At 67.7% G+C, this 26,077-nt stretch carries 28 protein-coding genes; 9 read left to right on the top strand and 19 right to left on the bottom strand.

What is annotated here, in order from left to right; translation table 11 throughout:
• The 6 genes from C664_RS18005 to C664_RS17980 form a co-directional block, all read right to left on the bottom strand.
• On the bottom strand, positions 1-476 hold a 476-nt coding region (locus C664_RS18005), incomplete at its 3' end, for an Hpt domain-containing protein (RefSeq protein WP_004291755.1).
• Between the two features lie 26 nt (positions 477-502).
• Entirely contained in the window at positions 503-2,641 is a 2,139-nt protein-coding gene (locus C664_RS18000; RefSeq protein WP_004291754.1) for a methyl-accepting chemotaxis protein, read from the bottom strand.
• A gap of 54 nt (positions 2,642-2,695) precedes the next feature.
• A complete protein-coding gene (locus C664_RS17995; protein WP_004291752.1) occupies positions 2,696-3,205 on the bottom strand; it encodes a chemotaxis protein CheW in 510 nt (169 codons plus the stop codon).
• A 7-nt stretch (positions 3,206-3,212) separates the two neighbouring features.
• Positions 3,213-3,578: a response regulator gene (locus C664_RS17990; RefSeq protein ID WP_004291750.1), complete on the bottom strand. Its 366-nt coding sequence runs from the start codon at positions 3,576-3,578 to the stop codon at positions 3,213-3,215.
• Between the two features lie 26 nt (positions 3,579-3,604).
• A complete protein-coding gene (locus tag C664_RS17985; RefSeq protein ID WP_004291748.1) occupies positions 3,605-3,994 on the bottom strand; it encodes a response regulator in 390 nt (129 codons plus the stop codon).
• A gap of 81 nt (positions 3,995-4,075) precedes the next feature.
• Entirely contained in the window at positions 4,076-4,228 is a 153-nt protein-coding gene (locus C664_RS17980; protein ID WP_004291746.1) for a rubredoxin, read from the bottom strand.
• 114 nt (positions 4,229-4,342) lie between these two features.
• On the opposite strand from C664_RS17980, the gene thiD reads away from it, so the two are divergent.
• The 3 genes from thiD to hemL all read left to right on the top strand — a co-directional run bounded on the left by thiD (position 4,343) and on the right by hemL (position 7,233).
• Positions 4,343-5,200, top strand: coding sequence for a bifunctional hydroxymethylpyrimidine kinase/phosphomethylpyrimidine kinase (gene thiD / locus C664_RS17975; RefSeq protein WP_048706596.1), 858 nt, complete (start codon positions 4,343-4,345; stop codon positions 5,198-5,200).
• A 4-nt stretch (positions 5,201-5,204) separates the two neighbouring features.
• The gene (thiE, locus tag C664_RS17970; RefSeq protein ID WP_004291743.1) at positions 5,205-5,843 is read left to right on the top strand and encodes a thiamine phosphate synthase; all 639 of its coding nucleotides are present in this window, start codon (positions 5,205-5,207) and stop codon (positions 5,841-5,843) included.
• A 106-nt stretch (positions 5,844-5,949) separates the two neighbouring features.
• A complete protein-coding gene (gene hemL / locus C664_RS17965) occupies positions 5,950-7,233 on the top strand; it encodes a glutamate-1-semialdehyde 2,1-aminomutase (RefSeq protein ID WP_004291741.1) in 1,284 nt (427 codons plus the stop codon).
• A gap of 312 nt (positions 7,234-7,545) precedes the next feature.
• On the opposite strand, the gene mgtE is transcribed toward hemL, so the two are convergent.
• The 11 genes from mgtE to C664_RS17910 form a co-directional block, all read right to left on the bottom strand.
• Positions 7,546-8,988 (bottom strand): magnesium transporter, encoded by a 1,443-nt coding sequence (mgtE, locus tag C664_RS17960; RefSeq protein WP_004291740.1) that lies wholly within the window; start codon positions 8,986-8,988, stop codon positions 7,546-7,548.
• 145 nt (positions 8,989-9,133) lie between these two features.
• A complete protein-coding gene (gene mtgA / locus C664_RS17955) occupies positions 9,134-9,835 on the bottom strand; it encodes a monofunctional biosynthetic peptidoglycan transglycosylase (RefSeq protein ID WP_004291738.1) in 702 nt (233 codons plus the stop codon).
• A 6-nt stretch (positions 9,836-9,841) separates the two neighbouring features.
• Positions 9,842-10,675, bottom strand: a complete 834-nt coding sequence (aroE, locus tag C664_RS17950) for a shikimate dehydrogenase (protein WP_004291736.1) — start codon at positions 10,673-10,675, stop codon at positions 9,842-9,844.
• 8 nt (positions 10,676-10,683) lie between these two features.
• Positions 10,684-11,595: an energy transducer TonB gene (locus C664_RS17945; RefSeq protein WP_004291735.1), complete on the bottom strand. Its 912-nt coding sequence runs from the start codon at positions 11,593-11,595 to the stop codon at positions 10,684-10,686.
• A gap of 9 nt (positions 11,596-11,604) precedes the next feature.
• On the bottom strand, positions 11,605-13,512 hold the full coding sequence (locus tag C664_RS17940) for a ribonuclease catalytic domain-containing protein (protein WP_004291733.1): 1,908 nt from the start codon (positions 13,510-13,512) through the stop codon (positions 11,605-11,607).
• Between the two features lie 64 nt (positions 13,513-13,576).
• Positions 13,577-14,497, bottom strand: coding sequence for an EamA family transporter RarD (gene rarD / locus C664_RS17935; RefSeq protein WP_004291731.1), 921 nt, complete (start codon positions 14,495-14,497; stop codon positions 13,577-13,579).
• Positions 14,498-14,626: 129 nt separating this feature from the next.
• Positions 14,627-15,508 (bottom strand): class I SAM-dependent methyltransferase, encoded by an 882-nt coding sequence (locus C664_RS17930; RefSeq protein ID WP_004291729.1) that lies wholly within the window; start codon positions 15,506-15,508, stop codon positions 14,627-14,629.
• Positions 15,505-16,095, bottom strand: a complete 591-nt coding sequence (locus C664_RS17925) for a YqiA/YcfP family alpha/beta fold hydrolase (protein WP_004291727.1) — start codon at positions 16,093-16,095, stop codon at positions 15,505-15,507. The genes C664_RS17930 and C664_RS17925 overlap by 4 nt, the downstream gene beginning before the upstream one ends.
• Before the next feature lie 13 nt (positions 16,096-16,108).
• On the bottom strand, positions 16,109-16,933 hold the full coding sequence (locus C664_RS17920) for an undecaprenyl-diphosphate phosphatase (protein ID WP_004291725.1): 825 nt from the start codon (positions 16,931-16,933) through the stop codon (positions 16,109-16,111).
• An 80-nt stretch (positions 16,934-17,013) separates the two neighbouring features.
• Positions 17,014-17,268 (bottom strand): zinc/iron-chelating domain-containing protein, encoded by a 255-nt coding sequence (locus C664_RS17915; protein ID WP_038012339.1) that lies wholly within the window; start codon positions 17,266-17,268, stop codon positions 17,014-17,016.
• A gap of 3 nt (positions 17,269-17,271) precedes the next feature.
• Positions 17,272-17,790, bottom strand: coding sequence for a DUF2478 domain-containing protein (locus C664_RS17910; protein ID WP_004291721.1), 519 nt, complete (start codon positions 17,788-17,790; stop codon positions 17,272-17,274).
• Between the two features lie 113 nt (positions 17,791-17,903).
• On the opposite strand from C664_RS17910, the gene hrpA reads away from it, so the two are divergent.
• Complete coding sequence (gene hrpA / locus C664_RS17905) at positions 17,904-22,124, top strand: ATP-dependent RNA helicase HrpA (protein ID WP_004291719.1); 4,221 nt, start codon at positions 17,904-17,906, stop codon at positions 22,122-22,124.
• Between the two features lie 28 nt (positions 22,125-22,152).
• Here hrpA and C664_RS17900 read toward each other — a convergent pair whose 3' ends face one another.
• Positions 22,153-22,491 (bottom strand): hypothetical protein, encoded by a 339-nt coding sequence (locus C664_RS17900; protein ID WP_004291717.1) that lies wholly within the window; start codon positions 22,489-22,491, stop codon positions 22,153-22,155.
• Positions 22,492-22,730: 239 nt separating this feature from the next.
• Between C664_RS17900 and rpsF the strand changes: the two genes are divergently transcribed.
• The 5 genes from rpsF (at position 22,731) to dnaB (ending at position 25,737) form a co-directional block, all read left to right on the top strand.
• Positions 22,731-23,117, top strand: a complete 387-nt coding sequence (rpsF, locus tag C664_RS17895) for a 30S ribosomal protein S6 (RefSeq protein WP_004291715.1) — start codon at positions 22,731-22,733, stop codon at positions 23,115-23,117.
• Position 23,118: 1 nt separating this feature from the next.
• Complete coding sequence (gene priB, locus C664_RS17890) at positions 23,119-23,433, top strand: primosomal replication protein N (protein WP_038012337.1); 315 nt, start codon at positions 23,119-23,121, stop codon at positions 23,431-23,433.
• A 1-nt stretch (position 23,434) separates the two neighbouring features.
• A complete protein-coding gene (gene rpsR / locus C664_RS17885) occupies positions 23,435-23,710 on the top strand; it encodes a 30S ribosomal protein S18 (RefSeq protein WP_004291711.1) in 276 nt (91 codons plus the stop codon).
• A gap of 15 nt (positions 23,711-23,725) precedes the next feature.
• The gene (gene rplI, locus C664_RS17880; RefSeq protein ID WP_004291709.1) at positions 23,726-24,175 is read left to right on the top strand and encodes a 50S ribosomal protein L9; all 450 of its coding nucleotides are present in this window, start codon (positions 23,726-23,728) and stop codon (positions 24,173-24,175) included.
• Positions 24,176-24,339: 164 nt separating this feature from the next.
• On the top strand, positions 24,340-25,737 hold the full coding sequence (gene dnaB, locus C664_RS17875; RefSeq protein WP_004291707.1) for a replicative DNA helicase: 1,398 nt from the start codon (positions 24,340-24,342) through the stop codon (positions 25,735-25,737).
• On the opposite strand, the gene C664_RS21065 is transcribed toward dnaB, so the two are convergent.
• Positions 25,678-26,077: hypothetical protein (locus tag C664_RS21065; RefSeq protein ID WP_232435129.1), on the bottom strand; the 400-nt coding region annotated here is incomplete at its 5' end. The two genes, dnaB and C664_RS21065, sit on opposite strands and share 60 nt — an antisense overlap.

The raw sequence follows: 26,077 nt of genomic DNA, 5'->3' as shown, positions 1-26,077 counted from the left end.
GGGTCGTGCGCCGCCGCGGCGCGTCGCGGCGGGCGGCGCGACAGGTCGGGATAGAAGAGGTCCGCGGCGCAGGGCAGCGGGAGTCCGCGCGCGACGGCGATTTCCTCGTACAGGGGGGCGAGCCGCATGGGCTGATCCGGCACGCCGTGGGCCAGTTCCTCGAGGTAGTTGCCGAGGCTGTGCACTGCGCGGATGGCGAGCACGAGCGTCGTCTCGTCGACCGGCACGTCGCCGCGCGCCATCAGGCCGAGCATGAGCTCGGTTGCATCCGCGAACTGGGTCAGGCCATCGAGGCCGATGATCGACAGCGCGCCACGGACCTGGTGGAGATGCGTCTGCGCAAACTGCACCTGACTCGCGGCATCCTCCGCGCTCCGTGCCCGGTCGAGGGCGTCCGCCGTGCGCTGCAGGGCGGCATCGATCTCGCCCTTCACCCAGGTGAGCGGGCCCAGATCCGTCTCGGTGGCTAATGTCATGACTTGATTCCCGACGATGATCGCGTTCAGACCTTGAAGCCCGAAACCGAGCCCTTCAGTTCGACGGCAAGGTCAGCCAGCTGGCCGATCGACACCGCAGTCTGCTGTGTGCCGAGCGTGGTCTGTTCGGTGATGGTCAGAATGTCCTTCATCGTTGCGGCAACGCGGTCGGCGGTGGCCGCCTGCTGCTGGGTGTCGGTCGAGATCTGTTCGATCAGGCGTGCGGCCTCGAGCGAAACCTTGTCGATCTCGGACAGGGCCTGGCCTGCGGCGTCGGACAGCTGGGCGCCCTCGACCACATCGCGCGTGGCGTTCTCCATGGCGCCCACGGCGTCCTGGGTGTCGGTCTGAATCGTCTTCACGATCGCCGCGATCTGCTTCGTTGCCTCGCCCGAGCGCTCGGCCAGGCGCTGCACTTCTTCCGCAACCACGGTGAAGCCGCGGCCCGCTTCGCCGGCCGACGCGGCCTGGATGGCGGCGTTGAGCGCCAGCACGTTGGTCTGCTCGGTAATGTCCGAAATCAGTTCCACGATTTCGCCGATCTCCTGCGAGGACTCGCCCAGGCGCTTGATCCGCTTGGAGGTTTCCTGGATCTGGCTGCGGATGTCGTTCATGCCGCGGATGGTGTTCTCCACGGCTTCCGCGCCCTTGCGTGCCGCATCCAGCGAGCGGCGTGCAACCAGTGCAGACTGGCTGGCGAGCTCGGACGAGTCCGTCATCGACTGCGCCATGCGCTGGACCGTGGCGCCGGCTTCCTCGATCTCGCGCGACTGGCGCTCGGTGGCCTCGAGCAGCTCCTTGGAGGTGCGCTGGGCGGACTCGGTGGCGTTGGTCACGCGGCTTGCGGCGTCGTTGATGCGGCGCACCAGCACCGAGAGCTCCTCGACCGTGTAGTTGACCGAGTCGGCAATGGCGCCGGTAATGTCCTCGGTCACGGTCGCACGCACGGTCAGGTCGCCGTCGGCAAGGTCGCCCATTTCGTTCATCAGCCGCAGAATGGCCTGCTGCGTCAGGTTGCGTTCGCTTTCCGCACTGCTGCGCTGGGATTCCAGTTCGGCGCTACGTTCGGCCACGTCCGTGCGGTAAGCGCGCACCATTGCTGCCAGGATGAGCACGCTCAGCAGGGCGCCGGCGGCGATCAGCAGATGGATGAGGGTGAAACCGCGGTAGCTGCGGCTCAGTTCATCGGTGAGCTCGCCGGCACGGGCGAGCAGGGGCACCGAATCGCTGAAGATGCGGCTGCCGGCCTGTTTCGCCAGCACGGCGTTCTGGATGTTGGCGAGGATCTCGTCGGCGGCGTCGAAAGTCGGCTTGGCGGCGGCGGTCAGCGCTTCCACCTGGCGGCGCAGCTCGCTGTCGCTGGCGGTGCGCGACAGCGTCTCGAGCTGGGCACGCAGTGCCTCGGCGTCACGGTTCAGCAGGAAGGCGACTTCGGGGTCGATGACGTCGGCAGCGAGCAGGGCGTTGGCGTTCTTTGCCAGGCGCTGCGTCAGCATCATGCTACGGTGGGCCGCGCTCTGTCCGGCCAGGGGGGCGCCCCCCTGCTCGGCGAGTTGCACGACGCGCTCGTTGAGGTCGAGCAGTTCGGCGTTCGAATTGTTCAGTGCGGACACCACCGAGTACAGCGCGATGAGGTTCTTGCGCTCCTTCAGCAGTTGCGCGGCATTGCGTTCGGTGTCCTGCCAGGTGCGGCCCAGCGCATCGAGCTGCGACCTCACCGTTGCCGGCGCCGGCGGCGCCATCGTGTCGCCGACTGCGCCCCCCTGGTTCAGTGCCTGCAGCAGTTCGACGAAGCGGGTGCGGCTGCCATCGAGTTCGTTGAAGGCGCTGGCGTTGCCGCGGACCGCAAGCTGGGCGGATTTCGCGATCTGCTGCGACAGCATCTGCAGTTCGCTCGACGCGGTGACGTGCAGTGTGCCGTTCGCCGTCTGCTGTCCCTGATAGAGGGCCAGACCCACGGTGGTGACCGCCAGCGCGCCGAACAGCAGGCCCAGGTTGCGCATGCGCTCGGCAATCGTCCGGGGCTTGGGCGCCGAGCTGTTAGCCTTCGGCTGGGGCCTCGCCTTGGCGGCGGCCATGGCGGCGCCTGTATCGATGATTGTCGAGGTGTCGCTGCCCCGTGCTTCGAGGGCCGACGCTTTGTTGCCGAAGAGCTTGAATGCCATGATGCGTGCTCCGCCTTGTTGGAGGAATGTGCGGGATCGGAAATGGGTGCGGTGTCAGGCCAGGCCGGCATCCAGGAAGTCGGAGCTGGTCAGGAGCTTCCCGGCGTCGAGTTGCAGCCAGAGGTTGTTCTGGGCGTCGCGCAGCCGGTTCTTGACCCATGGCCGCGCGTCGACCTCGGTGTCGGGCTCGAAGTCGTCCTGGCTGCGCAAGCCCAGCGAGCTGCTGACCAGCAGCGCGCAATTGACGCCCTGCTTGGCGCCGACGAGCAGCAGACGGGCGCGACCCGCGGCGATGACCGGGGCGTGGCCATGGAACTGCGAGAGGTCCACCACGCCGAAAAGCGTGCCGCGCACGTTTGCAAGCCCGCGATACCACGGGCGGGTCAGCGGCACCGACGACAGCGGCGGTGGCGGCAGGATTTCGCCCGCCTCGGGCAGGTCGATCAGCCAGTTCTCGCTACCGGCCTGGAAACCGAGCAGGCCGCGCCGGTCTGTGCTGCGGGCCTCCGCCAGCCGGCGGGCGAGACCTTCCTGGAATTCGCGCAGGCTGCTGCGTCGGGCCATGATCGCCTCAGCCGATGGCCCGGATGCGGGCGAGCAGGTCGTTGTGATCGAGCGGTTTCACCAGGTAGGCGTAGGCGCCCTGGCGCATGCCCCAGATCTTGTCGGTCTCTTCACCCTTGGTGGTGCACATGATGATCGGGATGTTGCGGGTCGCGTCGTCGCGCGAGATCGTGCGCGTGGCCTGGTAACCGTTCATGCCGGGCATGACCACGTCCATCAGGATCAGGTCGGGCTTGTCGGCCTTGCTGCGCTGGATCGCTTCTTCGCCGCTTTCGGCGGTGATGATCTCGTAGCCGTTGCGGGCAAGTACTTCCTGGAGTGCGAGACGTTCGGTGGGCGAATCGTCCACCACGAGGATTTTGCGGATCGACATCGTGTGAAGTCCTGAGGAGGGTTGATTCAGGTGGTGCTGCTGCGACCGGAGTGCTGGGCAACGGCCTTCAGCAGGCTGTCCTTGGTGAAAGGCTTGGTGAGGTATTCGTCCGAACCCACCATGCGGCCGCGCGCGCGATCGAACAGCCCGTCGCGCGATGACAGCATGATCACGGGGGTCGAGGCCAGCCGCGGGTTTTTCTTGATCAGGGCGCAGGTCTGGTAGCCGTCCAGCCGCGGCATCATGATGTCGACGAAGATCACGTCGGGGTTGTGGTCGGCGATCTTCGCCAGGGCGTCGAAGCCATCCTCGGCGAGCAGCACCTGACAGCCGGACTGGCCGAGAAAGATCTCTGCGCTGCGGCGAATCGTGTTGCTGTCATCGATGACCATCACCTTCAGTCCGGCAAGGTCCATGCAAGCTGTCCTCGGGTTGTACGTGGTGCGCGCCCGTCGGGATCTCGATCCGGCGTCGGGCGTCGGGGAGTGGCGCGGCGCTCAGATCTCGACGAGTTCGAAATCTTCCTTACGCGCCTGGCATTCAGGGCAGGTCCAGTTCGGCGGGACGTCTTCCCAGCGCGTTCCGGGCGGAATGCCCTCTTCGGGCAGGCCGGCGGCTTCGTCGTAGATGAAACCGCAGATCAGGCACATGTAGGTCTTGTAAGGCGTATCGGCCATCTTTCGACTCATTCCGGAGGCAGGAGTAAAATTGGGTGCAATATTAACGCATAGTTCCTGCCACCTCCTGTGGCGGACTTCTCGCTCATGCCAATCGAGATTCCGGAAGTGCCTCCAGCAGTGCTCTGTCTAGGGGCGGGTGATACGACCGCCGGCGGCGGAATCGTCGCCGATGTGCTGACTTTGTCGAGCATGGGCTGCCATCCGCTGGCCGTGCAGACGGCGGCGATCGCGCGTGACACGCGGGCGGTCGAGGAGGCGTGGACGCAGGCGCCCGAGGTGGTCGTGGCGCAGGCGAGGGCCGTGCTGGAGGACATCCCGGTCGCGGGGTTCAAGCTCGGGTTCGCGGGCAGCGTGGAGAACATCGCGGCCATCGCCGAGATCCTGTCCGACTATCCCGAGTTGCCCCTCGTGGTGGAGCCCGCGCTGTATTCAGCCAACGACACGACCGAACGCGGCGAGGAGATGGCGTCTGCGCTGGCGGACCTGATCCTGCCCCAGACCACGCTGCTGGTGGTGGGGCGCCATGAGCTGTGCCGGCTCGCCGGCATGACGGGGGAGTTCGCCGAGGACGAGGGCGAGGAGGGCGAAGAGCCCGGCGTCGATGACGCGCTCGAGCGGGTGCTGGCCTGCGGCACGGAGTTCATCCTGCTGACCGACGGGGCTGCGCACGGGCCACAGGTCGTCAACACCCTGGTCGCACACGACGGCGTGCTGCGCACCGATGCCTGGCCGCGGCTGGCCGAGCGCTATCTGGGCGCAGGGACGACGCTGGCCGCTGCGGTGGCCGCCGCGCTGGCGCACGGCATGGCGGTTGCCGAGGCGGTACGCGAGGCGCAGGAGTTCACCCAGCAGGCGCTGCGCCATGCCTATCGGCCGGGCATGGGCCTTGCACTGCCGGACCGCTTCTTCTGGGCACGTGGCAAGGGCGCGGAAGATGAGTGAGCGGATGCCTTCGTCGCAGGTCCGGGCATCCGGGCCCTTGCGCGGTTTGTACGCCATCACCCCCGACGAGACCGATGGCGCGCGCTTGGTCGAACTGACCTGCCGCGTGCTCGCCGGTCGGCCGGCCTTGTTGCAGTACCGGAACAAGCGTGTTGCCGGCGCCGAACGGCGCGAACAGGCGGAGGCGCTGCTGGCGTTGTGCCGCGCGGCCGGGGTGCCCCTGATCATCAACGACGACCTGTCGCTGGCGCTCGAGATCGGCGCAGACGGTGTCCATCTGGGGCGCGACGACGGCGATCCGGCGGTGGCGCGTCGCGCGCTGGGCGAAGGCCGCATCCTCGGCGTGACCTGCTACGCCGACTGGGGGCGCGCGGAGGCGGGCGCTGCAGCGGGGGTCAATTACCTTGCCTTTGGTGCGATGTTCCCCTCGCCCACCAAGCCTCACGCTCCGCCTTCCGCACTCGCGCTTGTAACGCGTGCGCGCGACGAACTCGGCCTGCCGGTGGCGGCGATCGGCGGCATCTCGCTGGAGAACGCGCCGCAGGTGATTGCGGCCGGGGCCGATCTGATCGCCGTGGTGAGCGACGTGTTCGGCGAGGCGGACCCGACGGCGCGCGCCGCCGCCTATCGCGCGCTTTTCTGACGCGGGGCGGCCTGCGTCCCGCCGCGTTCTTGATCCGTGTGGTGGACCGACCCGGCCCGGGGCGCGACAATGCCGTCTTTCGAATGCAGTCCAGGACCAAAGCACCATGACCAGTCGCAACGAAACCCTCTTCCACCGCGCCCAGCAGACGATCCCCGGGGGCGTCAATTCGCCCGTCCGTGCCTTCCGTTCGGTCGGCGGCACGCCGCGCTTCCTCGAGCGCGCCGAGGGTGCGCGCGTGTGGGACGCCGACGGCAAGGCCTACATCGACTATGTCGGCTCGTGGGGACCGGCGATTGCCGGCCACGCCCACCCGGCCATCGTCGAGGCAGTGCGCGAGGCGGCGCTGAAGGGCCTGTCCTTCGGCGCGCCGACCGAGAGCGAAGTCGAGATGGCCGAGCTGATCTGCGCGTTGCTGCCCTCCGTCGAGATGGTGCGCCTCGTCAGTTCCGGCACCGAAGCGACGATGAGCGCGATCCGCCTGGCGCGCGGTTTCACCGGTCGCGACGCGATCATCAAGTTCGAGGGCTGCTATCACGGCCACGCCGACAGCCTGCTGGTGAAGGCCGGTTCCGGCCTGCTGACCTTCGGCAACCCGTCCTCGGGCGGCGTGCCGGCCGACTTCGCCAAGCACACCATCGTGCTCGACTTCAACGACTTGCAGCAGGTCGAGGACGCGTTCAAGGCGCGCGGCGACGAGATCGCCGCCATCATCGTCGAGCCGGTGGCCGGCAACATGAATCTGATCAAGCCGCAGCCGGGCTTCCTCGAGGGCCTGCGCCGCCTCTGCACCGAATACGGTGCGGTGCTGATCTTCGACGAGGTCATGACCGGCTTCCGCGTCGGTCCGCAGGGCGTGGCCGGGCTGACGGGCATCACGCCCGACCTGACGACGCTGGGCAAGGTCATCGGCGGTGGCATGCCGGTGGGCGCCTTCGGCGGTCGCCGCGACATCATGCAGAAGATCGCGCCGCTCGGCAGCGTTTACCAGGCCGGCACGCTGTCGGGCAGCCCGGTGGCGGTGGCCGCGGGCATGGTGTCGCTGAAGCTGACGCGCGAACCCGGTTTCTACGAAGCCCTGGCCGCCAGCACCCAGCGCCTCGTCAGCGGGCTTGCCGCTGCGGCCAAGGACGCTGGCATCACCTTCAGTGCGGATTCGGTGGGCGGCATGTTCGGCGTCTATTTCGCCGACAAGGTGCCGGCTTCGTTCGCCGATGTGATGGCCTCCGACAAGGAGCGCTTCAACCGCTTCTTCCACGCCATGCTGGAGGCCGGCCACTACTTCGCACCCTCGGCCTTCGAGGCCGGCTTCGTATCGGCGGCGCATGGCGCTGCGGAGATCGACGCGACGGTGGCGGCGGCGCGTGAGGTGTTTGCGCAGCTGGGCTAAGGGCGTTTGCGATCCGCCGGGGAGGCGCGGGGCATGCCTTCCGAGGCTGCGGAACTCGCCCTTCGGGCTCAGACAGTCCTCGCCTCTTCACGCATACCCCGCGCCTCCCCGGCTACCGTGGTCGTCGCTCGGAGGCTGAAAGACATGCGCATGTCGACAGTGGGTCCCGTCGCTTCGAGCACTGCCGGGAGATATGACCCGCTGAGTGCTTTGCGTTGAGCACCCCGCGCGCGTCCCCGCCGCGCGCGATCGAGCGGAGACGCCTGCGAGCGTCCGGTAACGCGGCCGCATCTCACCGGCGGCACGCTCTGCTTACATCAGGAACAGCGTCGCCAGCCCCAGGAAGATGAAGAATCCCCCCGAATCCGTGAGCGCGGTGATCATCACCGAGCCGCCGATCGCCGGGTCCGCGCCAAGGCGCTGGCGCAGCATCGGGATCATCACCCCGGCGCTCGCGGCCAGCAGCAGGTTCAGCGTCATCGCGCTGGTCATCACCGCGCCCAGCGACGCGCTGCCGTACAGCCACCATGCCAGCACGCCCAGTAGCCCCCCCCAGACCAGGCCGTTGAACAGCGCTACCCCCAGCTCCTTCTTCAGCAGGCGCTGCATGGCCGACTGCTCCACCTGACCCATCGCGATCGCGCGCACGATCATCGTCGTCGTCTGGTTGCCCGAGTTGCCGCCGATGCCGGCCACGATCGGCATCAGCGCAGCCAGCGCCACCAGCTTCTCGATCGAATCCTCGAACAGGCCGATCACCCGCGAGGCCACGAAGGCCGTCACCAGGTTGATCGCCAGCCACGCCCAGCGGTTCTTCACCGAGTCCCACACCGACGCGAAGATGTCCTCCTCCTCGCGCAGGCCGGCCTTGCTCAGGATCTCGGCCTCGGACTCCTCGCGGATGAAGTCGACCACGTCGGCCACCGTCAGGCGTCCGATCACGCGCTTCTCGCTGTCGACGACCGGGGCGGAGATCAGGTCATAGCGCTCGAAGGCCTGGGCGGCCTCGTCCGCCTCGTCCTCGGGGGTGAAGCTGATCACCGTCTCCGAGCGCATGACCTCGGCGACCTCCAGCTCGGGGTCGCTGATCAGCAGGCTTTCCAGCGTCAGGATGCCCTTCAGGTGGTCCTCGCGGTCCACGACGAAGAGCTTGTCGGTGTGGTCGGGCAGTTCGTCGAAGCGGCGCAGGTAGCGCAGCACCACTTCGAGCGTGACGTCCTCACGCACCGTCACCATGTCGAAATCCATCAACGCGCCGACCGAGTCCTCCGGGTAGGACATCGCGGTGCGCAACTGCTCGCGCCCTTCAGTGTCGAGCGACTGGAAGACGTCCTGGATGACCTCAGGCGGCAGGTCGGGCGCGAGGTCGGCGAGTTCGTCGGCGTCGAGCGACTCGGCGGCGGCCTTCAGCTCTTCCGGCGCCATCGTCTCGATCAGCGATTCGCGCACCGCATCCGAGACTTCGAGCAGGATCTCGCCGTCGCGCTCGGCCTTGACCAGGTCCCAGACGTACAGACGCTCCTCGAGCGGCAGCGCCTCGAGGATGTAGGCGATGTCCGCCGGGTGGAGTTCGTCGAGCTTGGCGCGCAGGCTGGCCTCATGCTGCTTGTGCACGAGGTTCTCGACCAACTCGTGGCGCGGCATGTCCTGGCGATGGACGAGGTCCTCGACGACCTTCTGGCGTGCGAGCAGCTCCTGCACTTCACGCAGGTGCTGTTGAACGTCGTCGGGGTGGAGTTCCTCTTCCTGCGTCATGGGCGCGGCCGGTTGCGGTTTGAACCCGAATTCTACGGGCTTGGTGCGCCGCACGCGACCCTTCGCGAGCGTCTTGTGGCCGCAGTTGCGCTTGATCGACGGCAGGATTTGCTGCAGTGCACCGCGAGTGCCTCGCGGTCGGGCGTCAGGGCACCTGCGAGGCTGCCATGCGGCGCTGGATGCGGTCGGCGTGGGCGGCGAGGCGCGGGCCGTAGTTGTGCTCGTAGCGGCGCGGGTTGGGCAGCATCACCGCGAGTCGCGCAGCCTGTCCGGGGCCGAGCTGCGAGGCCGGGACGCCGTAGTAGCGACGCGCGGCAGCCTCGGCGCCAAACAGGCCGTTGCCCCATTCGACCACGTTCAGATAGACCTCGAGGATGCGGCGCTTGTCCCAGGTGCGTTCGATCATCACCGTGATCACCGCTTCCTGCGCCTTGCGCAGCCAGCTCCGGGATGGCGACAGGAAGAGATTCTTCGCCAGCTGTTGCGAGATCGTCGAGCCGCCGGCGGCGAGCCGCCCCTTGCGTTCGTTCTTTTCCAGTGCGCGCTGGATGCCTTCCCAGTCGAAGCCCTCGTGGTCGAGGAAGCGATCGTCCTCGGCGGCGACCACCGCACGCTTGAGATGCACGGAAATGCGCTCGTAGGGCACCCACTGGTGGCGCAGCGTGGCCTTGGGGTCGGTCTGCCGCAGCTCGGCCAGCCGCATGCGCATGAAACTGGTGCTGCCGGGGTCGAAGCGGCTCCACCAGATGACCTGCGTGAACAGGATGGCCTGCCAGAACAGCAACAGCAGCAGGGCCGCCAGCAGCGCGCGTCCGAGCCAGCCCAGCCAGGTGCGTGGCGGCCGCATCCGGTCTCAGCCGGCGTCGATCTGGCGCCGCAGCTCGGCCAGCACCGCTCGGCTGTCGGGCCGGACGCCGCGCCACAGGGTGAAGCTTTCGGCGGCCTGCTCGACCAGCATGCCGAGGCCGTCTGCCACGCGGGCCGCGCCATCGGCGCGGGCCGCCGTCATGAACGGCGTGTCGCCCCGGCCGTACATCATGTCGTAAGCGAGTGCGCCGGATGCATACAGGCCTGGCGGCAGCGGCGGCACGTCATCGTCGAGGCTGGCGGCGGTGGCGTTGATGACGACGTCGAACGACTGGTCGGCCAGCGCGGCGAAGCTGCTGGCGCTCAGTTGCGTGTCGCCGGCTTCGGCGGCGAAAACCCGGGCGAGTTCCTCGGCCCTGGCGACGGTCCGGTTGGCCATCACCAGGGCGGTCGGGCGTTCATCGAGGATGGGCAGGATGGCACCGCGCGCCGCGCCGCCGGCGCCGAGCAGCAGCACGCGGCGGCCCTGCAGGGGGCAGTTGAGGTTGACCGTGAGGTCGCGCACCAGGCCCGCGCCGTCGGTGTTGTCGCCGAGGATGCCGTCAGCGTCGAACGCCAGGGTGTTGACCGCACCGGCGGCCCGCGCACGCGGTGTGTGGCGGTCGGCGAGCGCGAAGGCTTCGAGCTTGAACGGCACGGTCACGTTCATGCCGCGGCCGCCTGCTGCGCGGAAGGCCTGCACCGTGGCGACAAAGCCGTCGAGCGGTGCGAGGATCGCCTCGTAGCCGAGATCCTGCGCCGTCTGGCGGGCGAAGGCGGCGTGGATCTGCGGGGACTTGCTGTGGGCGATCGGATGCCCGATGACGGCGTAGCGGTCCATGGTGGGTCTCAGTTGGCGCGAACCTGGTCGGTATTGGTGAAGGACCAGGTGCGGGTGATCTCGATGATGTCGGTGTCGCGCCGGATGTCGGGCGGGAAGGGGGCGTAGGGTGCGGCAAGCTGGACGATGCGCATCGCGGCCTCGTCCAGCACCTTGTGGCCGGAGCTGCGATGCACCTCGACCTTGTCGACGTTGCCGTCGGCGCGGATCGTGACCGACAGCAGCAGGCTGCCGTAGAGGCGGCCGCGCGCGGCGTCGGGGTAGTTCAGGGTGCCGACACGCTCTACCTTGAGGCGCCAGTCCTCGACGTACTGGGCAAAGCGGTACTCCTTGGCCTTGGCGCCGATGAACTGCTTGCGCGGACGCTTGGCCAGTTCATCCAGCTTGCGGTCGATCTCGGCCTCGAGGCGCGCGACGGCCGCGGCGCTGTCGAGCAGGTCCAGCCCGCTCACCTGCGGCGCCGGCGTCGGCTGCTCGACCTGCTTCGGCGCTGCGGCCACCTTGGCGGGCGCCTTGTCGCGCGTGAGCACCTGTTTCTGCTCGCGCACGGGCTCCTGCGTGCGGCGCTTGGCTTCGACCAGCGCGTCGCCTTCACGCCGGGCGGGCTGGGGCGGCAGCGGCGACTTGGGGCGCGCCTGCTGCTCCGAGGTGCCGCCTCCGTCGACGTTGGCTTGCGCCAGCACGTCGGCCTGCGCCGGCGCCTTGGCATGGCGGGCGTTGACGAGCACGACCTCGAGCCCCTTGTCCCGGGTCGGCTTGGCTTCGGGCATGCGGAACTGCAGGCTCAGCAGCGCGGCATGCACGCCCAGCGAGATCACGAAGGCCGTCGCCAGCACGGGGCCGCCGAACCGCCGCAAGCCGATACGCCGCGTGGCGGGCGTCGGGGTCTTGAGGTCGGGATTGGGCGGGCGTGCTTTCATCGCGCCGTGTCAGAGCGGGTCGAAGGGATGGGGCGTCGAACCGGCCGGGTCCGGCTCGGACAGAGTGCGCACGAAGCGGGCCTCGATCTCCACATCGAGCAGGTCGGTGTGCTCGACGAACAGGCGTACTTCGCTGCCCGGCAACTGCAGCGGCATCGACGGCACCTTGAACACGAGCGGGATCTCCGTCAGGCGCACGACGTTCTCGCGCAGCACCACCGCATCAACCTCGCCGCGCCCATGCTGTCGCAGCCAGCGCAGGCACCAGTAGCGCTCCATGCCGCGCTGGAATTCGGCGTACTCGGCGTAGGTGAGCTCGAAGTCGCGCAGTGCCGCCATCAGGTCGGCCGAACGGGGGGCGAAAGCGGGGGCCTCGCCCTTGAGCACCGACACGATCTGCCACTGGTTGATCAGGTCGACATAGCGGCGCAGCGGCGAACTCGACCAGGCGTAGCATTCCACGCCCAGGCCCTCGTGCGGTGCGGCGACGGTCGTCATGCGCACCTTGCCGCCGCCCTGGGCGCGGTACAGGCCGGGAACGCCGGCTTCGTCGAGCAGGCGGCCCCAGGTGACGTTGGCATGGATCATCAGTTCGGCCACGAGCTTGTCCATGGGCGAGCCGCGCAGGCGTCGGCTGATGCTGACGTGGCCCGGACCGTCGGCGGTCTCCTGCGTCCAGTCGACGCTGAAGCCGAAGTCGATGCGATCCTCGTTGCCTCCGGCCTTGCCGCGCCCGGCTTCGAGCACCGTGGCGAGATCCCACAGCAGCGTCAGCTCGCGCTTCCAGGCGAAGTCGGGGCCCTCGCCATGCACGGTGTCGTCGTTGAAAACCGGCTCGATGTCGTGATGGCGCAGGTTGGCGACGATGGGCACCATTTCGACCCGGCTTTCCTCGCCGACGATGGCCAGCCCGGGTGTGAGGTCCAGGTACAGCGACACCGCCGGGCAGTCGCGGCCTTCAGCCAGGGTGAAGGTCTGCACCACGTCGTCGGGCAGCATCGTGATCTTGCCGCCGGGCATGTAGACGGTGGACAGCCGGCGGCGCGCGATGGCGTCGAGCGCGGTGCCGCGGCCAAAGCCCAGCGCCGGCGCGGCGATGTGGATGCCGATGCGCCAGCCGCCTTCGGCGCGCGGCGTGACCGAGAAGGCGTCGTCGATCTCGGTGGTCGACGCATCGTCGATCGAGAAGGCCGCAACCTGCGCGCGCGGCAATTCGGCCGGCAGCGTGGCCGGTGCAAACGCCGGAAAGCTCGCGCCTTCGGGGAAATGCTCGAACAGGAAGCGGTTGTAGTGGAAATCGTAGCTCGAGCCGAGCGCACCGCACTTGAGCAGCAGCCGTGCGGCCGACAGGCCGGTGTCGACGCACGCCGCTTCCAGCGCCTTGATCTCGAGGCGGTTGCGGTCCGGGCGATACAGCGCCTGCGGCAGCAGGGCGGCGAGTTCGGGCGGCAGCCGGCCTTCGACCAGTTCGCCGCGCATGTGCTCGATGGCGGCGGCCTGCTGGCGCTTCTTCTCCAGGCCGGCCAGCGCGGCCTGCAGGATGTCGGCCGGCGCCTTGCGGAAGCGACCCTTGCCCTTGCGGTGGAACCAGATCGGGGCGGAGTGCAGGCGCAGCAGGATCGCCGCCGATTCCACTGCGCTGGGCGTGCGGCCCTGGTATTCGGCAGCGAAGTCGACAAAGCCGAATTCGCCATCGCCGCAGACGTCCCACAGGAACTCGGTGTCCAGTTCCTCCGCGGCGGCCTCGGCACGGCTCAGCAGGTCGGCGGGGCCGGGTTCGCGGAACTCCAGCAGCACGTTGGCGCGCTTGAGCTTCACCCGCTTGCCGTGGGTGTTCTCGACCTGCAGCGTGGCTTCGTTATCGGTGAGGACCGTGCCGGCCTTGAAGGCCCCGTCCTCTTCATACAGCACGAACATCGGCATCCGCCTGGAGAAAGCAAGTCGCGTAGTTTACTGGATTCGGACGACTTGCCCTAAAACGCTATCGACTGTCGGAGCGAGCCGAGGTTTCAGCGGACGCCCGCCCGGCCTCGGCCGCATGGCGACCGCGTGCGGCGTGCAGCATGTCGGCAGAGTAGATCGCCAGTGCCGTCCAGATCAGCAGGAAGCCGATGAATTGCGCGGCATCGAAGGGCTCGCGGAAGAGCCAGACCGCGATGACGAAGTTGATGCTGGGAGCGAGGTACTGCAGAAAGCCCACGGTGGCCAGCGGCAGCCGGCGTGCGCCGATGGCGAACAGCATCAGCGGTACGGCGGTGATGATGCCCGACAGCGGAAGCAGCCAGTCGGTGTGGGCGCCGCTGCCGAAGCTGAAGTCGCCGCGGTAGGCGAGCCATGCCAGCCAGCCCAGCGCCAGCGGTGCGACGAGCAGGGTCTCGATGAAGAGCCCGCTTGCGGCCTCGATCGGGGCGCGCTTGCGCAGCAGGCCGTACAGCCCGAAGGTGCCGGCGAGGAAGAGTGCGATCCAGGGCAGGGTGCCGAGTTGCCATACGCGCCAGCCCACGCCGGCGAAGGCGATCGCCACCGCGGCGGCCTGCAGCGGTCGCAGGCGTTCGCCGAGGAAGATCGCCCCGAGCGCCACGCTGACGAGCGGGTTGATGAAGTAGCCCAGGCTTGCCTCGAGCAGCCGTTCGGCGTCGACGGCCCAGATGAACACCAGCCAGTTGCTGCTGGTGAGCAGGGCGGTGATGGTGAGCAGGCCGAGCAGTTTCGGCTGCACGAGCACGCTGCGCACGCGGCCGAAGCCGCCGGCGAAGGGCAGCAGCGCGATCAGCACGGCGAGGAACAGCGCCGACCACAGCACGCGGTGGGCGACGATCTCGAACGGCGGCACGCTGCCGATGGCGCGGAAGTACAGCGGTGCAAGGCCCCAGATGCAGAACGCGGCCAATGCGGCGAGCATGCCATGGCGCGCCTGTTGGACATCGGTGGCGGAGAGTGGCACGGAGGAAGGAGCGGACACGTAGGGGATGCGGTGAGCGTGTTTGGGGGGGCGGGCACGAGGCCGTTGGAGCGTTGCCCGGTGCGGGCCTCAGTTGCCCGGACGGCGGGCGCTGGCGATCAGGGTGCGCGCCGGCAGCAGGTAGCCCCCCCTGCCGTCGTCGCAGCAATGCGCAGCGAGATCGTCCACGACTGCCGCCTGCAGCGCGCGCTGCGTTGCCTCCGGCAGACGGCCCAGCGCTTCGGCCGCACCGCCGGCGAGATCGAGAAAGGCCTGCCAGTAGGCATCGGCGTCGGCAAAGTGGCAGCTGAACGCGCAGGGCCGGATGTCGATGTCGTCGAAGCCCGCGGCCGCCAGCGTCGCGTGCAGCGTAGCGGGTTCGCCGTAGCGGAACACCGAGGGGCGGGCCACCTTGGGCGGTGGCAGCAGCCGGGCGATGCAGTCCTGCGCACGATGGATCAGCGGTACCGTCTCGCGCGGCCCCCACACTGACAGCACGACCCGTCCTCCGGGCGCCAGCACGCGATGCATCTCGGCCAGCGCCTGCTCCGGGTGCGGAAAGATGAAGAGCGCGAGTCCGGCCAGCACGCGGTCCATGCGCGCGTCGGCGATGCACAGCCGTTCGGCGTCGGCGGCCGCGAAGCAGGGTGCGTCGGCCTGGTTGCCGCAGCGGCGTGCGCCCTCGGCCAGCATGCCTTCGGCGATGTCGGTGGCGAGCACGCTTCCGCCGGGGACGACGCGTAGCGCCGCCTCGCGCGCCAGCAGGCCGGGGCCGCTGGCAAGGTCGAGCACACGCTGGCCGGGTTCGAGCGCTGCAGCGTCAAGCAGGGCCGCGGCGAGATCGGCGCGCAGGTGGGCGCCTTCGGCGTAGCGCGCGGCGATGCGGTTGAAGCCGGCGCGCTCCATCGCCTTGAAGCGGCGGGCATCGAAGTCGGGGGCGGACGCGCTTGCTGCGGAACCGGGCGTGCTCATCGCGTGACTCCCGTGTCCAGTCCGGCGAAGGCGATGACGGCATCGAGGTAGTCGTTCCAGCGCGAGAAGCCGTGGTCGCCGCCTTCCAGCACGGTCTGGCGCGCACCGGCGTACTTCTGCACGGCGTGGCGGTAATCCAGGACCTCGTCGCCGGTTTCGGCGAGCAGCCAGTAGCGCTCGGGCCGTGTGATCGCCGGGACTTCGAGTGCGCGCAACTCGTCGATGTGCTCGCGGGTGAAGTCGAAGGACTCGCCGGTGTAGAGGTTGGTCTGCGTGCCGACGTAGGCTCCGAGCGACAGGGGCGCGACGACCGCCGGGTTGACCAGCACCGCGCGCAGACCGTGGCGCTCGGCGAGCCAGGTGGCGTAATAGCCGCCCAGCGAGCTGCCGACCACGGAGGGCGTGAGACCCGCGGCGTGGGCCCGTGCGATCTCGGCCTCGGCCAGCGCGATCGCGGCGCGCGGTGACACCGGCAGCTGCTCGCACCAGAAGCGGTCGGAGAGGCCGCGTTCGGCCATGCGCGCCCCGAGCGCCCGGGCCTTGATCGAGGCCGGGGCGGAGCGGAAACCATGCAGATAGACGATCATCGTCGTGCCTCCATCAGGGTTCCGACCATTCCACCCAGCCGAAATACCAGGTCGCCAGCACGAAGAGGCCGAAGGCGATGCGGTACCAGGCGAAGACGACGAAGGTGTGGTTGGAGATGAACTTGATGAAGCTCTTCACCGCCCACATCGCGGCGACGAAGGAGGCGACGAAGCCGACCGCGAACACCGGCAGGTCCTCGAGGCGCAGCAGCGCCCAGTTCTTGTACAGGTCGTAGGCGGTGGCGGCGAACATCGTCGGGATCGCCAGGAAGAAGGAGAACTCCGCCGCAGTCTTGCGCGACAGGCCGAAGATCAGCCCGCCCATGATGGTCGCGCCCGAGCGCGAGGTGCCCGGGATCATCGCCAGCGCCTGGGCGAAGCCGACCTTGAGCGCGTCGGTCCAGCGCATGTCGTCGACGTCGTTGATGCGCGGATGGTAGGCGCGCTTTTCCACGTAGAGGATGATCAGGCCACCCACCACCAGCGCGGTCGCCACCGTGATCGGGTTGAACAGCAGGCCCTTGATCGTGGAATGGAACATCAGCCCGAGGACGGCCGCAGGCAGGAAGCCGATGAACAGCATCCACACGAAGCGCTGTGCGCTCGGCTGCGTGGGCAGGCCCACGGCGACCTTGATCAGGCGTTCGCGGTAGTCCCAGCACACCGCGAGGATGGCGGCGAGCTGGATGACGATCTTGAACACCTTGCTGGTGTCGTCGTTGTAGCCGAGCAGATCGCCGACGATGATGAGGTGGCCGGTGGAGGACACCGGCAGGAATTCGGTGAGGCCTTCGACGATGCCGAGGACGAGGGCGACGAGGAGGAGGGAGAAGTCCATGCGGCTGTGGGAGTCCGGAGCGGGGAAGCGCAGGATTATAGCCGCCCGGATGTTGCGCCGCGGCGCGCGACGTGTGCGTTTCAGGCCGCCGTCATGATCTCCAGACGTGTCAGGAAGTGCAGGGCGTGCGCCCGGTCGGCGCCGCACATCTCGACCGACGGCGCCAGGCTGCCGCACACGGCGGGGCGCCGCGGATCGCCGAACAGGCGACAGCGATCGCGCTCATCGAGCTGAATGCAGCGCGTGCCGGCGGGCTTGCCGCCTTCCATGCCGGGAATCGGCGAGGAAATGGAGGGCGCGATGCAGCAGGCGGCGCAACCGGGGCGGCAGTCCATCGTTCAGGCCTGCGACTGCAACGCCGACCACCATTGCAGGATGGCTTCGAGCGTGGGGGGCAGCAGGACGCTGTCGCCACCGGTGAAGGCCCCCCATTCGTCGAGGAAGCGCTCGCCCACCGCCGTCAGCAGCGGTACGCCAGCCAGCACCGTCTCGGCCATCTCGTCGCGCAGGCCGGCGCCCGAAACCTCCTGCGCGCCGAACTTGTTGATGATGACCAGACCGACGCCGCGCGCGATCGCGCCGCGCACCGCCACCGAACCGCGTGCCAGCGCATCCGGATCGACGCGGCAGGCCACCGAGCCGCGGCCGAGTTCCTGCGACAGCGGAATGCTCTCGCCGGTCTCGAGGTTTTCCAGCTCCATCGCGCAGGGGTCGTCGATGACGCCGGCGATGTCGTGCTGCAGCACGCCGCCCAGCTTCACGCCGCGTGCGGCCAGTTCGCGCGCTGCCTGCGCGAGCAGGGCCTCGATATTGTCGGCGGGCGTGTAGACGACGGCGGCGATGGCGTGGGCGGGCATGGTCGGTCTTGGCTGGCGGGTCGTGCTTGGACAGTCGTCATTGTCGCACCGCGGCGCCAACAAGGCGACGATGCGGAGGATAATGCGCGCCCTGACGAAGCTGAAACGGATCCATGAGGGCTGACCATCGGGGCGCACGGCGCCCGTCCGACCTGCCGAACTTCGACGACTGCCTGAGCGCCGATCGCCCGCGACTGCGCCGCATGGCGCGGGACCTCGCACGCCCGGCGAAGGGCGACGAGCGCGCTGCGGCGCAGCGCACGCGGCTGCAGGCCGACTTCGACGCCGTGTGCGCGCGTTCGCGCGCGGCACTCCTTGCCCGCCGCGCTGCGTTGCCGGCGCCGGATTTTCCGCCCGAGCTGCCGGTGTCGGCGCGCCGCGACGAGATCGCGGCGGCCCTGGCGGCCCATCAGGTCATCATCGTGTGCGGCGAGACCGGCTCGGGCAAGACCACCCAGCTGCCCAAGATCGCGATGACGCTCGGGCGCGGCGTCGCCGGCCTCATCGGCCACACTCAGCCGCGCCGGCTGGCCGCGCGCGCCACCGCGACCCGCATCGCGCAGGAGCTCAAGAGTCCGCTTGGCGAGGTGGTCGGCTACAAGATCCGCTTCACCGACAAGACCGGCGAGCGCAGCCACATCAAGCTGATGACCGACGGCATCCTGCTCGCCGAGACCCAGACCGACCCGCTGCTGGCCGCCTACGACACCCTGATCATCGACGAGGCCCACGAGCGCAGCCTCAACATCGACTTCCTGCTCGGCTACCTCCGGACGCTGCTGCCGCGCCGGCCGGACCTGAAGGTGATCGTGACCTCGGCGACGCTGGACGCGGAGCGTTTCGCCAATCACTTCGCCGACGCCGCAGGCAAGCCGGCGCCGGTGATCGAGGTCTCCGGCCGGCTGTATCCGATCGAGATGCGCTACCGGCCGGTGGAAAGTGAAGAGTTCGACCCCGCTGCCGCAGCACGCACGGCGGCGGCGAAAGGCGACAAGTCGAAGGACAAGAGCCGTGACCTGCTGGACGCGCTGGTCGACGCGGTCGATGAGGCACAGCGCTGCGGCCCGGGCGACGTGCTGGTCTTCCTGCCCGGCGAGCGCGAGATCCGCGAGGCCGCCGAGGCACTGCGGAAGGCCCATCACCTGCCCGGCACCGAGATCCTGCCGCTGTTCGCGCGCCAGTCGGCGCAGGAGCAGGCGCGTGTGTTCTCGGCCTCCAATGGCCGCCGGGTGGTGCTGTCGACCAACGTCGCCGAGACCTCGCTGACCGTGCCCGGCATCCGCTACGTGGTCGATACCGGGCTGGCGCGCATCAAGCGCTACTCGCCGCGCAACAAGGTCGAGCAGCTGCAGGTCGAGAAGATCGCCCAATCGGCGGCCCAGCAGCGCGCCGGCCGCTGCGGCCGGGTCATGGACGGCATCTGCTTCCGCCTCTACGACGAGGACGACTTCAATCGTCGTCCGGCGCACACCGATCCGGAGATCCTGCGCTCCTCGCTCGCGGGCGTGATCCTGCGCATGAAGGCCCTGAAGCTGGGCGCAGTGGAAGACTTCCCCTTCATCGACGCGCCCGGGTCGCGCCTGATCGGTGACGGCTATGCGTTGCTCGCCGAGCTCGGCGCCGTCACCGACGACGATGCCCGCGCGCTGACGCCGATCGGGCACGAACTCGCCAAGCTCCCCCTCGATCCGCGCATCGGCCGCATGATCCTCGCTGCGCGGGACCGTGGCGCGCTCGCCGAGCTGCTGGTGATCGCCGCCGCGCTGTCGGTGCAGGACCCGCGCGAGCGCCCGCAGGACAGCCCCGGCGGCGCCGACCAGGCGCATGCGAAGTTCCGCGGCGGGGAACAGGACCAGAAGTCCGAGTTCCTGTGGTACTGGCACCTGTGGAAGGCCTGGGACGAGGTGCAGCGCCATGAATCGTCCAGCAAGCAGAAGGCCTGGTGCAAGAAGCACTTCCTGAACTACATGCGCATGCGCGAGTGGCGCGACGTGTTCACCCAGCTGCATTCGCTGTGCGCCGAGCACGGCTGGAAGGAGAACACGCAACCGGCCAACTACGAGGCGATCCACAAGGCGCTGCTCGCCGGCCTGCTCGGCAACGTCGGCTGCAAGGTGGACGACGGAGAGTACGCAACCAAGGGGCCGCAGGCGGGTTCGTATCTGGGCGCGCGCGGCATCAGGTTCTGGCCGCATCCCGGTTCGTCGCTGGCGAAGAAGGCGGGCAAGTGGATCGTGGCCGCCGAGCAGGTCGAGACCTCGCGCCTCTTCGGCCGCTGCATCGCGCGCATCGAGCCGGAGTGGGTGGAGGAGGTCGGCAGTCACCTGATCAAGCGCCAGGTCTTCGAGCCGCACTGGTCCAAGTCCTCCGGTGCGGTGCGCGCCTGGGAGCGCGGAACGCTGTACGGCCTGGTGATCTACCCGCGTCGCGGCGTGGCCTACCGCGACATCGACCCCGCGTTGTGCCGCGAGCTCTTCATCCGCGAGGGCCTGGTGCAGGGCGAAATCGCCGAGGGGCCGGCGCGCGCGATGGCCTTCCTCGCCCACAACCAGCGTCTGGTGGCGGAGATCGAACGCCTCGAGCACAAGTCGCGTCGCCCCGACGTGCTGGTGGACGAGACGCTGATCGAGGCCTTCTACGACAGCAAGCTCCCGGCGGAGGTCTGCGACGTCGCCGGCCTGGAGGCCTGGCGCAGGCAGGCCGAGAAGGCCGAGCCGAAGCTGCTGCACCTGTCGCGTGAGCAGCTGATGCGCCACGAGGCGGAAGGGGTCACCACCGACCGCTTCCCGCCGACGCTGGAGGTGCTCGGGCAGAAGTTGAAGCTCACCTACCTGCACCAGCCCGGCGAAGCCGACGACGGCGTGACGCTCGCCGTGCCGCTCGCCATGCTCAACCAGATTCCCGCCAACCGCTGCGAGTGGCTGGTGCCGGGCCTGCTGGAAGAGAAGGTCGCGGCGCTGATGAAGACCGTGCCGCAGAAACACCGCCACCGCCTTCAGCCGGTGGCCGAGAGCGCGGCGGCGTTCATGCTTGCCTTCGAGGCTGGCGAGTTCGACACCGACGAGCCGCTGTTGAAGATGCTGCAGCGCTTCGTCGAGGAGCGTGTGCAGCTGAAGCTGCCGCTCGAGAGCTTCCGCCCGGAGAACCTCAAGCCGCACTGCTTCATAAACTTCCGCGTGATCGACGAGCACGGCCGGGTGATGGGCCAGTCGCGCAACCTGATGGAGTTGCGCGCACGCTTCCGTGAGCAGGTGGCGGCGCGTTTCTCTGCGGCGAAGATCGGCGGTGCGCTTGCGGGCGCGCTGTCGGCCGCGGGCGTCGGGGCGGCGGCAGCGGCCGGCGATGATGCAGGCCAGGCTGCGCGGGCGTCCGGCGACGCTTCGATGCGCGGGCGCGCCGACGCCGAGCGTCGTGCCGTCCAGGGCGCGCCAGCGGGGCGAGGGGGCAATGCACCGGTGTCGCCGGCCACGGCTGCGCCAGCGCTGTCCGGTTTCACCGCATGGACGTTCGGCGAACTGCCCGAACTGCTCGAAGTCCGCGTCGCGGGCCGCGAGGTGATCGGGTTTCCTGCCCTGCACGACGACGGCGACAGCGTTTCCCTGCGACCTTACGACACGCCGGAAGAGGCGGCGAGCGTGCATCGGCGCGGCCTCGCCCGCTTGTTCGCGCTCAACCTGAGAGATCAGGTGCGCGCGGTCGAGCGCTTGCCCGGCCTGCGCGAACTCGCGCTGCAGTACATGAGCTTCGGCACCGAGGCCGAGCTGAAGGCGAGGCTGGTCGAGGCGACGTTGAATCGCTGCTGCCTGCTCGAGCCGCTGCCTGCCAATGCGGATGCGTTCGCGAAGCGTTGCGCCGAGGCCAAGACGCGGGTGAGTCTGGTTGCGCAGGAATTCATGCGTCTCACCGGGCAGCTCCTTGCCGAGCATGCAGGGCTGCAGAAGCGCCTGGCCGGGCTGAAGACCTTCCCCGAGCTTGTCGCCGACATCCAGGCGCAACTTGCCGCGCTGTTGCCCAAGGATTTTCTCGTCGCCTTCGCGTGGGAAAGGCTGGCGCACTTCCCGCGCTACCTCAAGGGCGACGCGGTGCGGCTGGACAAACTTCGCAACAATCCGGCGCGCGACGCACAGGCGATGGCCGAATGGAAGCAGCTCGCACAGGTTTGGGAGCGCGAGCGCCTCGCCCGCCGTCGGGCCGGCGTCGAGGACCCCGCGCTGGAGGAGTTCCGCTGGTTGCTGGAGGAGCTGCGCGTCGGCCTCTACGCACAGGAACTCAGGACGCCGATGCCCGTGTCGGTAAAGCGCCTGCAGAAGATCTGGGACAGCCGCCCGCGTTGACGCGTGGAGGCGGTCCCGGTGCTGGCCGTCAGCGCAGCGGGATCACCAGCGGCGGGATGTCCACGCCGATCACCACTGCCGGCGCGCGGCTGTGGCTGTACGAGCGGTAGGCCGGCTCGTAGTAGTGGTGATGGACGATCGGTTCGCGGTAATAGCGCGGACGCTCGCGGATGATGACCTTCTCGCGATAGACGGTGCGTTCGTCCCAGTGGTGGCGGTGGTGGTGCTTGTGCTTGTGGGCGTGCTTCTGGTGGCCCCAGTACGGGCCGCGATCATCGCGGTCAGCCAGTGCGGCCGGCGCGAAAGCCGAAAGGATGCCGCCGCAGAGGAGGGTGGCGGCGAGCCTGCGGGTTAGGGTGGTATTCATGGTCTGCCTCGTTCGTGTTGTCCTTGCAGGGCAGGGCCCCGATGCACTGGATACTAGGCGAGGCGGTCATCTGCGCGCTGCGGCAGAGTGTAAGCAGGCTTTTGTAACGCAGCCGAGACAAGGCGGTAACAATGCGCCGGGCTTTGATTCTTCAGAAGTTCTTGATAGACTGCCGGGCTTCCCTTGCTCCACCGGACCGCATGCCGGGGGGCTGCAACAACCAACCGCAAGGAGTTTGCATGCGACATTATGAAATCGTCTTCATCGTCCACCCTGACCAATCGGAACAGGTGCCGGCGATGGTCGAGCGCTACAAGACGCTCGTGACCGGCCGCAACGGGCAGATCCACCGCCTGGAAGACTGGGGCCGCCGCCAGATGGCCTACCCGATCCAGAAGGTGCACAAGGCTCACTACGTGCTGATGAACATCGAGTGCGACGGCGAGACGCTGAACGAACTCGAGCACGCCTTCAAGTTCAACGATGCAGTGCTGCGCCACCTCACCATCAAGATGAAGAAGGCGGTCACCACGCCTTCGCCGATGATGAAGGAAGAGAAGTCGCGCTCGCTGAGCACGGCGTCCGACGAAGCGAAGCCGGCCGACAGCGAAGCGGCTGCCGCCTGAGTTGCCTGACCCGGGATTGAATGAACTGCGCCTCGATGCGCGCGTGGCCGAGTTGCTGCCGCTGCGTCGAACGCCTGCCGGAGTGCCGATCGCAAGCTGCGTGCTGGCACACGAATCGAAACAGGTCGAAGCGGGGCTGACCCGCGACGTTTCGGTGGAAGTGCAGGCGGTGGCCGTTGGCGATCTCGCCAGCGTGCTGGCAGCAGCGAAGCCCGGGGCGGCGGTGCGGCTCAGCGGATTCCTCGCGGCAAGAAGCCTGCGGAGTCGGAGTCCGGTGCTGCACCTGAATACAATCGAATTTCTCGAAGGAAACTGAAATGGCTTTCAAGCCCAAGTCCAAGTTCAAGAAGAAAGATGATCGCGGTGGTCGTGGTCTGTTCAAGCGTCGCAAGTTCTGCCGCTTCACGGCCGAGAAGATCGAAGAAGTCGACTACAAGGATGTCGAGATCCTGAAGGACTTCATCACCGAGAACGCCAAGATCATGCCGGCGCGCATCACCGGCACCAAGGCCGGTTACCAGCGCCAGCTGTCGGTCGCCGTCAAGCGCGCCCGCTTCCTGGCTCTGATGCCCTACACCGACCTGCACCTGTAAGAGGGGATAGAACTCATGCAAATCATTCTTCTCGAAAAGGTCGTGAACCTCGGTGGCCTCGGTGACGTGGTCAAGGTCAAGGACGGCTACGCCCGCAACTTCCTGATTCCGCAAGGCAAGGCCAAGCGTGCCACGCAAGCCAACCTGGCTGAGTTCGAAGCCCGTCGCGCCGAACTCGAGCGCGTCCAGGCCGAAAAGCTGGCTGCTGCGCAGGAAGCTGCCGCCAAGCTGGAAGGCGTGACCGTTCAGGTTTCCCGCAAGGCTGGCATGGATGGCCGCCTGTTCGGCTCGGTCGGCAATGCCGATATCTCCGAAGCGCTGGCCGCGCAGGGCTTCACCATCGATCGTGCTGCCATCCGCATGCCGGAAGGCCCGCTGAAGCAGGTTGGCGAAGTGCAGCTGGAGATTGGTCTGCACGCCGACGTGGTCGCCACCATCACCGTCTCGGTGGTCGGCGAGCAGTAATTCCGCACGCTTTCTGGGCGCTGATGAAAAGGGCTGCCTGGTGCAGCCCTTTTTGCTTCCTGTCGGCGCGCTCGGGCTGCGGATTTTCCGTTACGTATTGCCGCACGTTCGGGCATGACGTGCGTCGCTAGAATGCGATGCATCGGTTTCAAAGGGTGTTCGTGATGAGTTCTTCGTCTTCCCGTTTTTCCGACTACGCGTCCGATCCCCAGGTCGCGCAGATCAAGCTTCCGCCTCATTCACTTGAAGCCGAGCAGTCCCTGATTGGCGGCATCCTGCTCGACAACCAGGCTTGGGAGCGGGTTGCCGACCTTGCCAACGAGGCGGATTTCTATCGGGACGATCACCGCCGGATCTACCGCCACATCACCAAGCTCATCGATCAGGGGCGGCCGGCAGACGTCGTGACCGTATTCGAGTCGCTGGAAAAAAATGGCGAGGCGGAGCAGGCGGGGGGCCTGGCCTACATCGCCGAGATTGCCAACAACACCCCGTCAGCGGCGAACATCCGGCGTTACGCCGAAATCGTTCGTGAGCGGGCAATCTTGCGCAAACTGGTCGCCGTGGGGGATGAGATTGCGGCGAGCGCGCTGAGTCCATCCGGCAAGGATGCCAAGGCCCTGCTCGACGAAGCCGAGGCCAAGGTGTTCGAGATCGCGGAGGCGGGTGCGCGTCACGCCAGTGGTTTCGTCTCCATTCAGCCGATTCTCAAGCAGGTCGTCGACCGGGTCCAGGAACTCTACGACCGCGACAATCCGTCCGAGGTCACCGGGGTGCCGACCGGCCTCGTCGATCTCGACGACAAGACCTCGGGTCTCCAGCCGTCGGACATGATCATCGTCGCCGGCCGTCCCGCCATGGGCAAGACGACCTTCGCGCTCAATCTCGCCGAGCACATCGCCATCGAACAGCGTCTGCCGGTGGCCATCTTCTCCATGGAAATGCCTGGCACCCAGTTGGCGACACGTTTCATTTCGTCCGTCGGGCGCATCGACATGCAGAAGATCCGTAGCGGCCGCCTCACCGATGACGACTGGCAGCGGCTGACGATGGCGATGGGCAAGCTCTACGATGCCCCGCTCTACATCGACGAGACGCCGGGTCTCAATCCGATCGATCTGCGTGCACGGGTTCGTCGGCTCGCGCGCCAATGCGGTCGCCTCGGTCTGGTTGTCATCGACTACCTGCAACTGATGAGCGGTACCCGCGAGGGCGACAACCGCGCATCCGAGCTGTCGGAGATCTCGCGCTCGGTGAAGTCGCTCGCCAAGGAGTTGCATGTGCCGATCATTGCGCTGTCGCAGCTCAACCGAAGCCTCGAGCAGCGCCCCAACAAGCGCCCGGTCATGTCCGATCTGCGCGAATCCGGCGCTATCGAGCAGGACGCGGACATCATCATGTTCATCTATCGCGATGAGGTCTATAACCCCGACTCTCCGGACAAGGGGACGGCGGAGCTGATCATCGGCAAGCATCGTAATGGTCCGACCGGCACCGTTCGTCTAACCTTCATCGGCGAGAACACTCGCTTCGAGAATTACGCCGCCGCGCCCGGCTTCTGACTTGCGTATGCGCGCATAGATTTCTTTGTTGTGAATTGATGTTGACGATGTTGTTTGTGTGTCTATAATGCGCACCTCTTTCAGCGCTGACGCGGTCTCTTCTGAAGCGGCGGCGGGGCTGGAGGGGTGAGGCGGGCGGTTCGCCGGGGCTTTGGGTTGTTCGATGATTCGGGCGACGCGGTTAAAAAAGTTTCGGTGAGTGCTTGACAGGTTGTGTGAAGTTGAGCATAATCTCGCTTCTTCGCTGCCGGGTGGCAGCAGTTCTTTAAAAAATTGAACAACCGATAAGTGTGGGTGCTTGGTTGTTGTGGTCGGCAGCTTAGGCTGCTTGGTTTCGCAA

This window comes from Thauera sp. 63 (assembly GCF_000310165.2).
Taxonomy (GTDB): domain Bacteria; phylum Pseudomonadota; class Gammaproteobacteria; order Burkholderiales; family Rhodocyclaceae; genus Thauera; species Thauera humireducens.
Note: the sequence above shows the minus strand (reverse complement) of the source record. Positions and strands in the feature narration are given on the sequence as shown.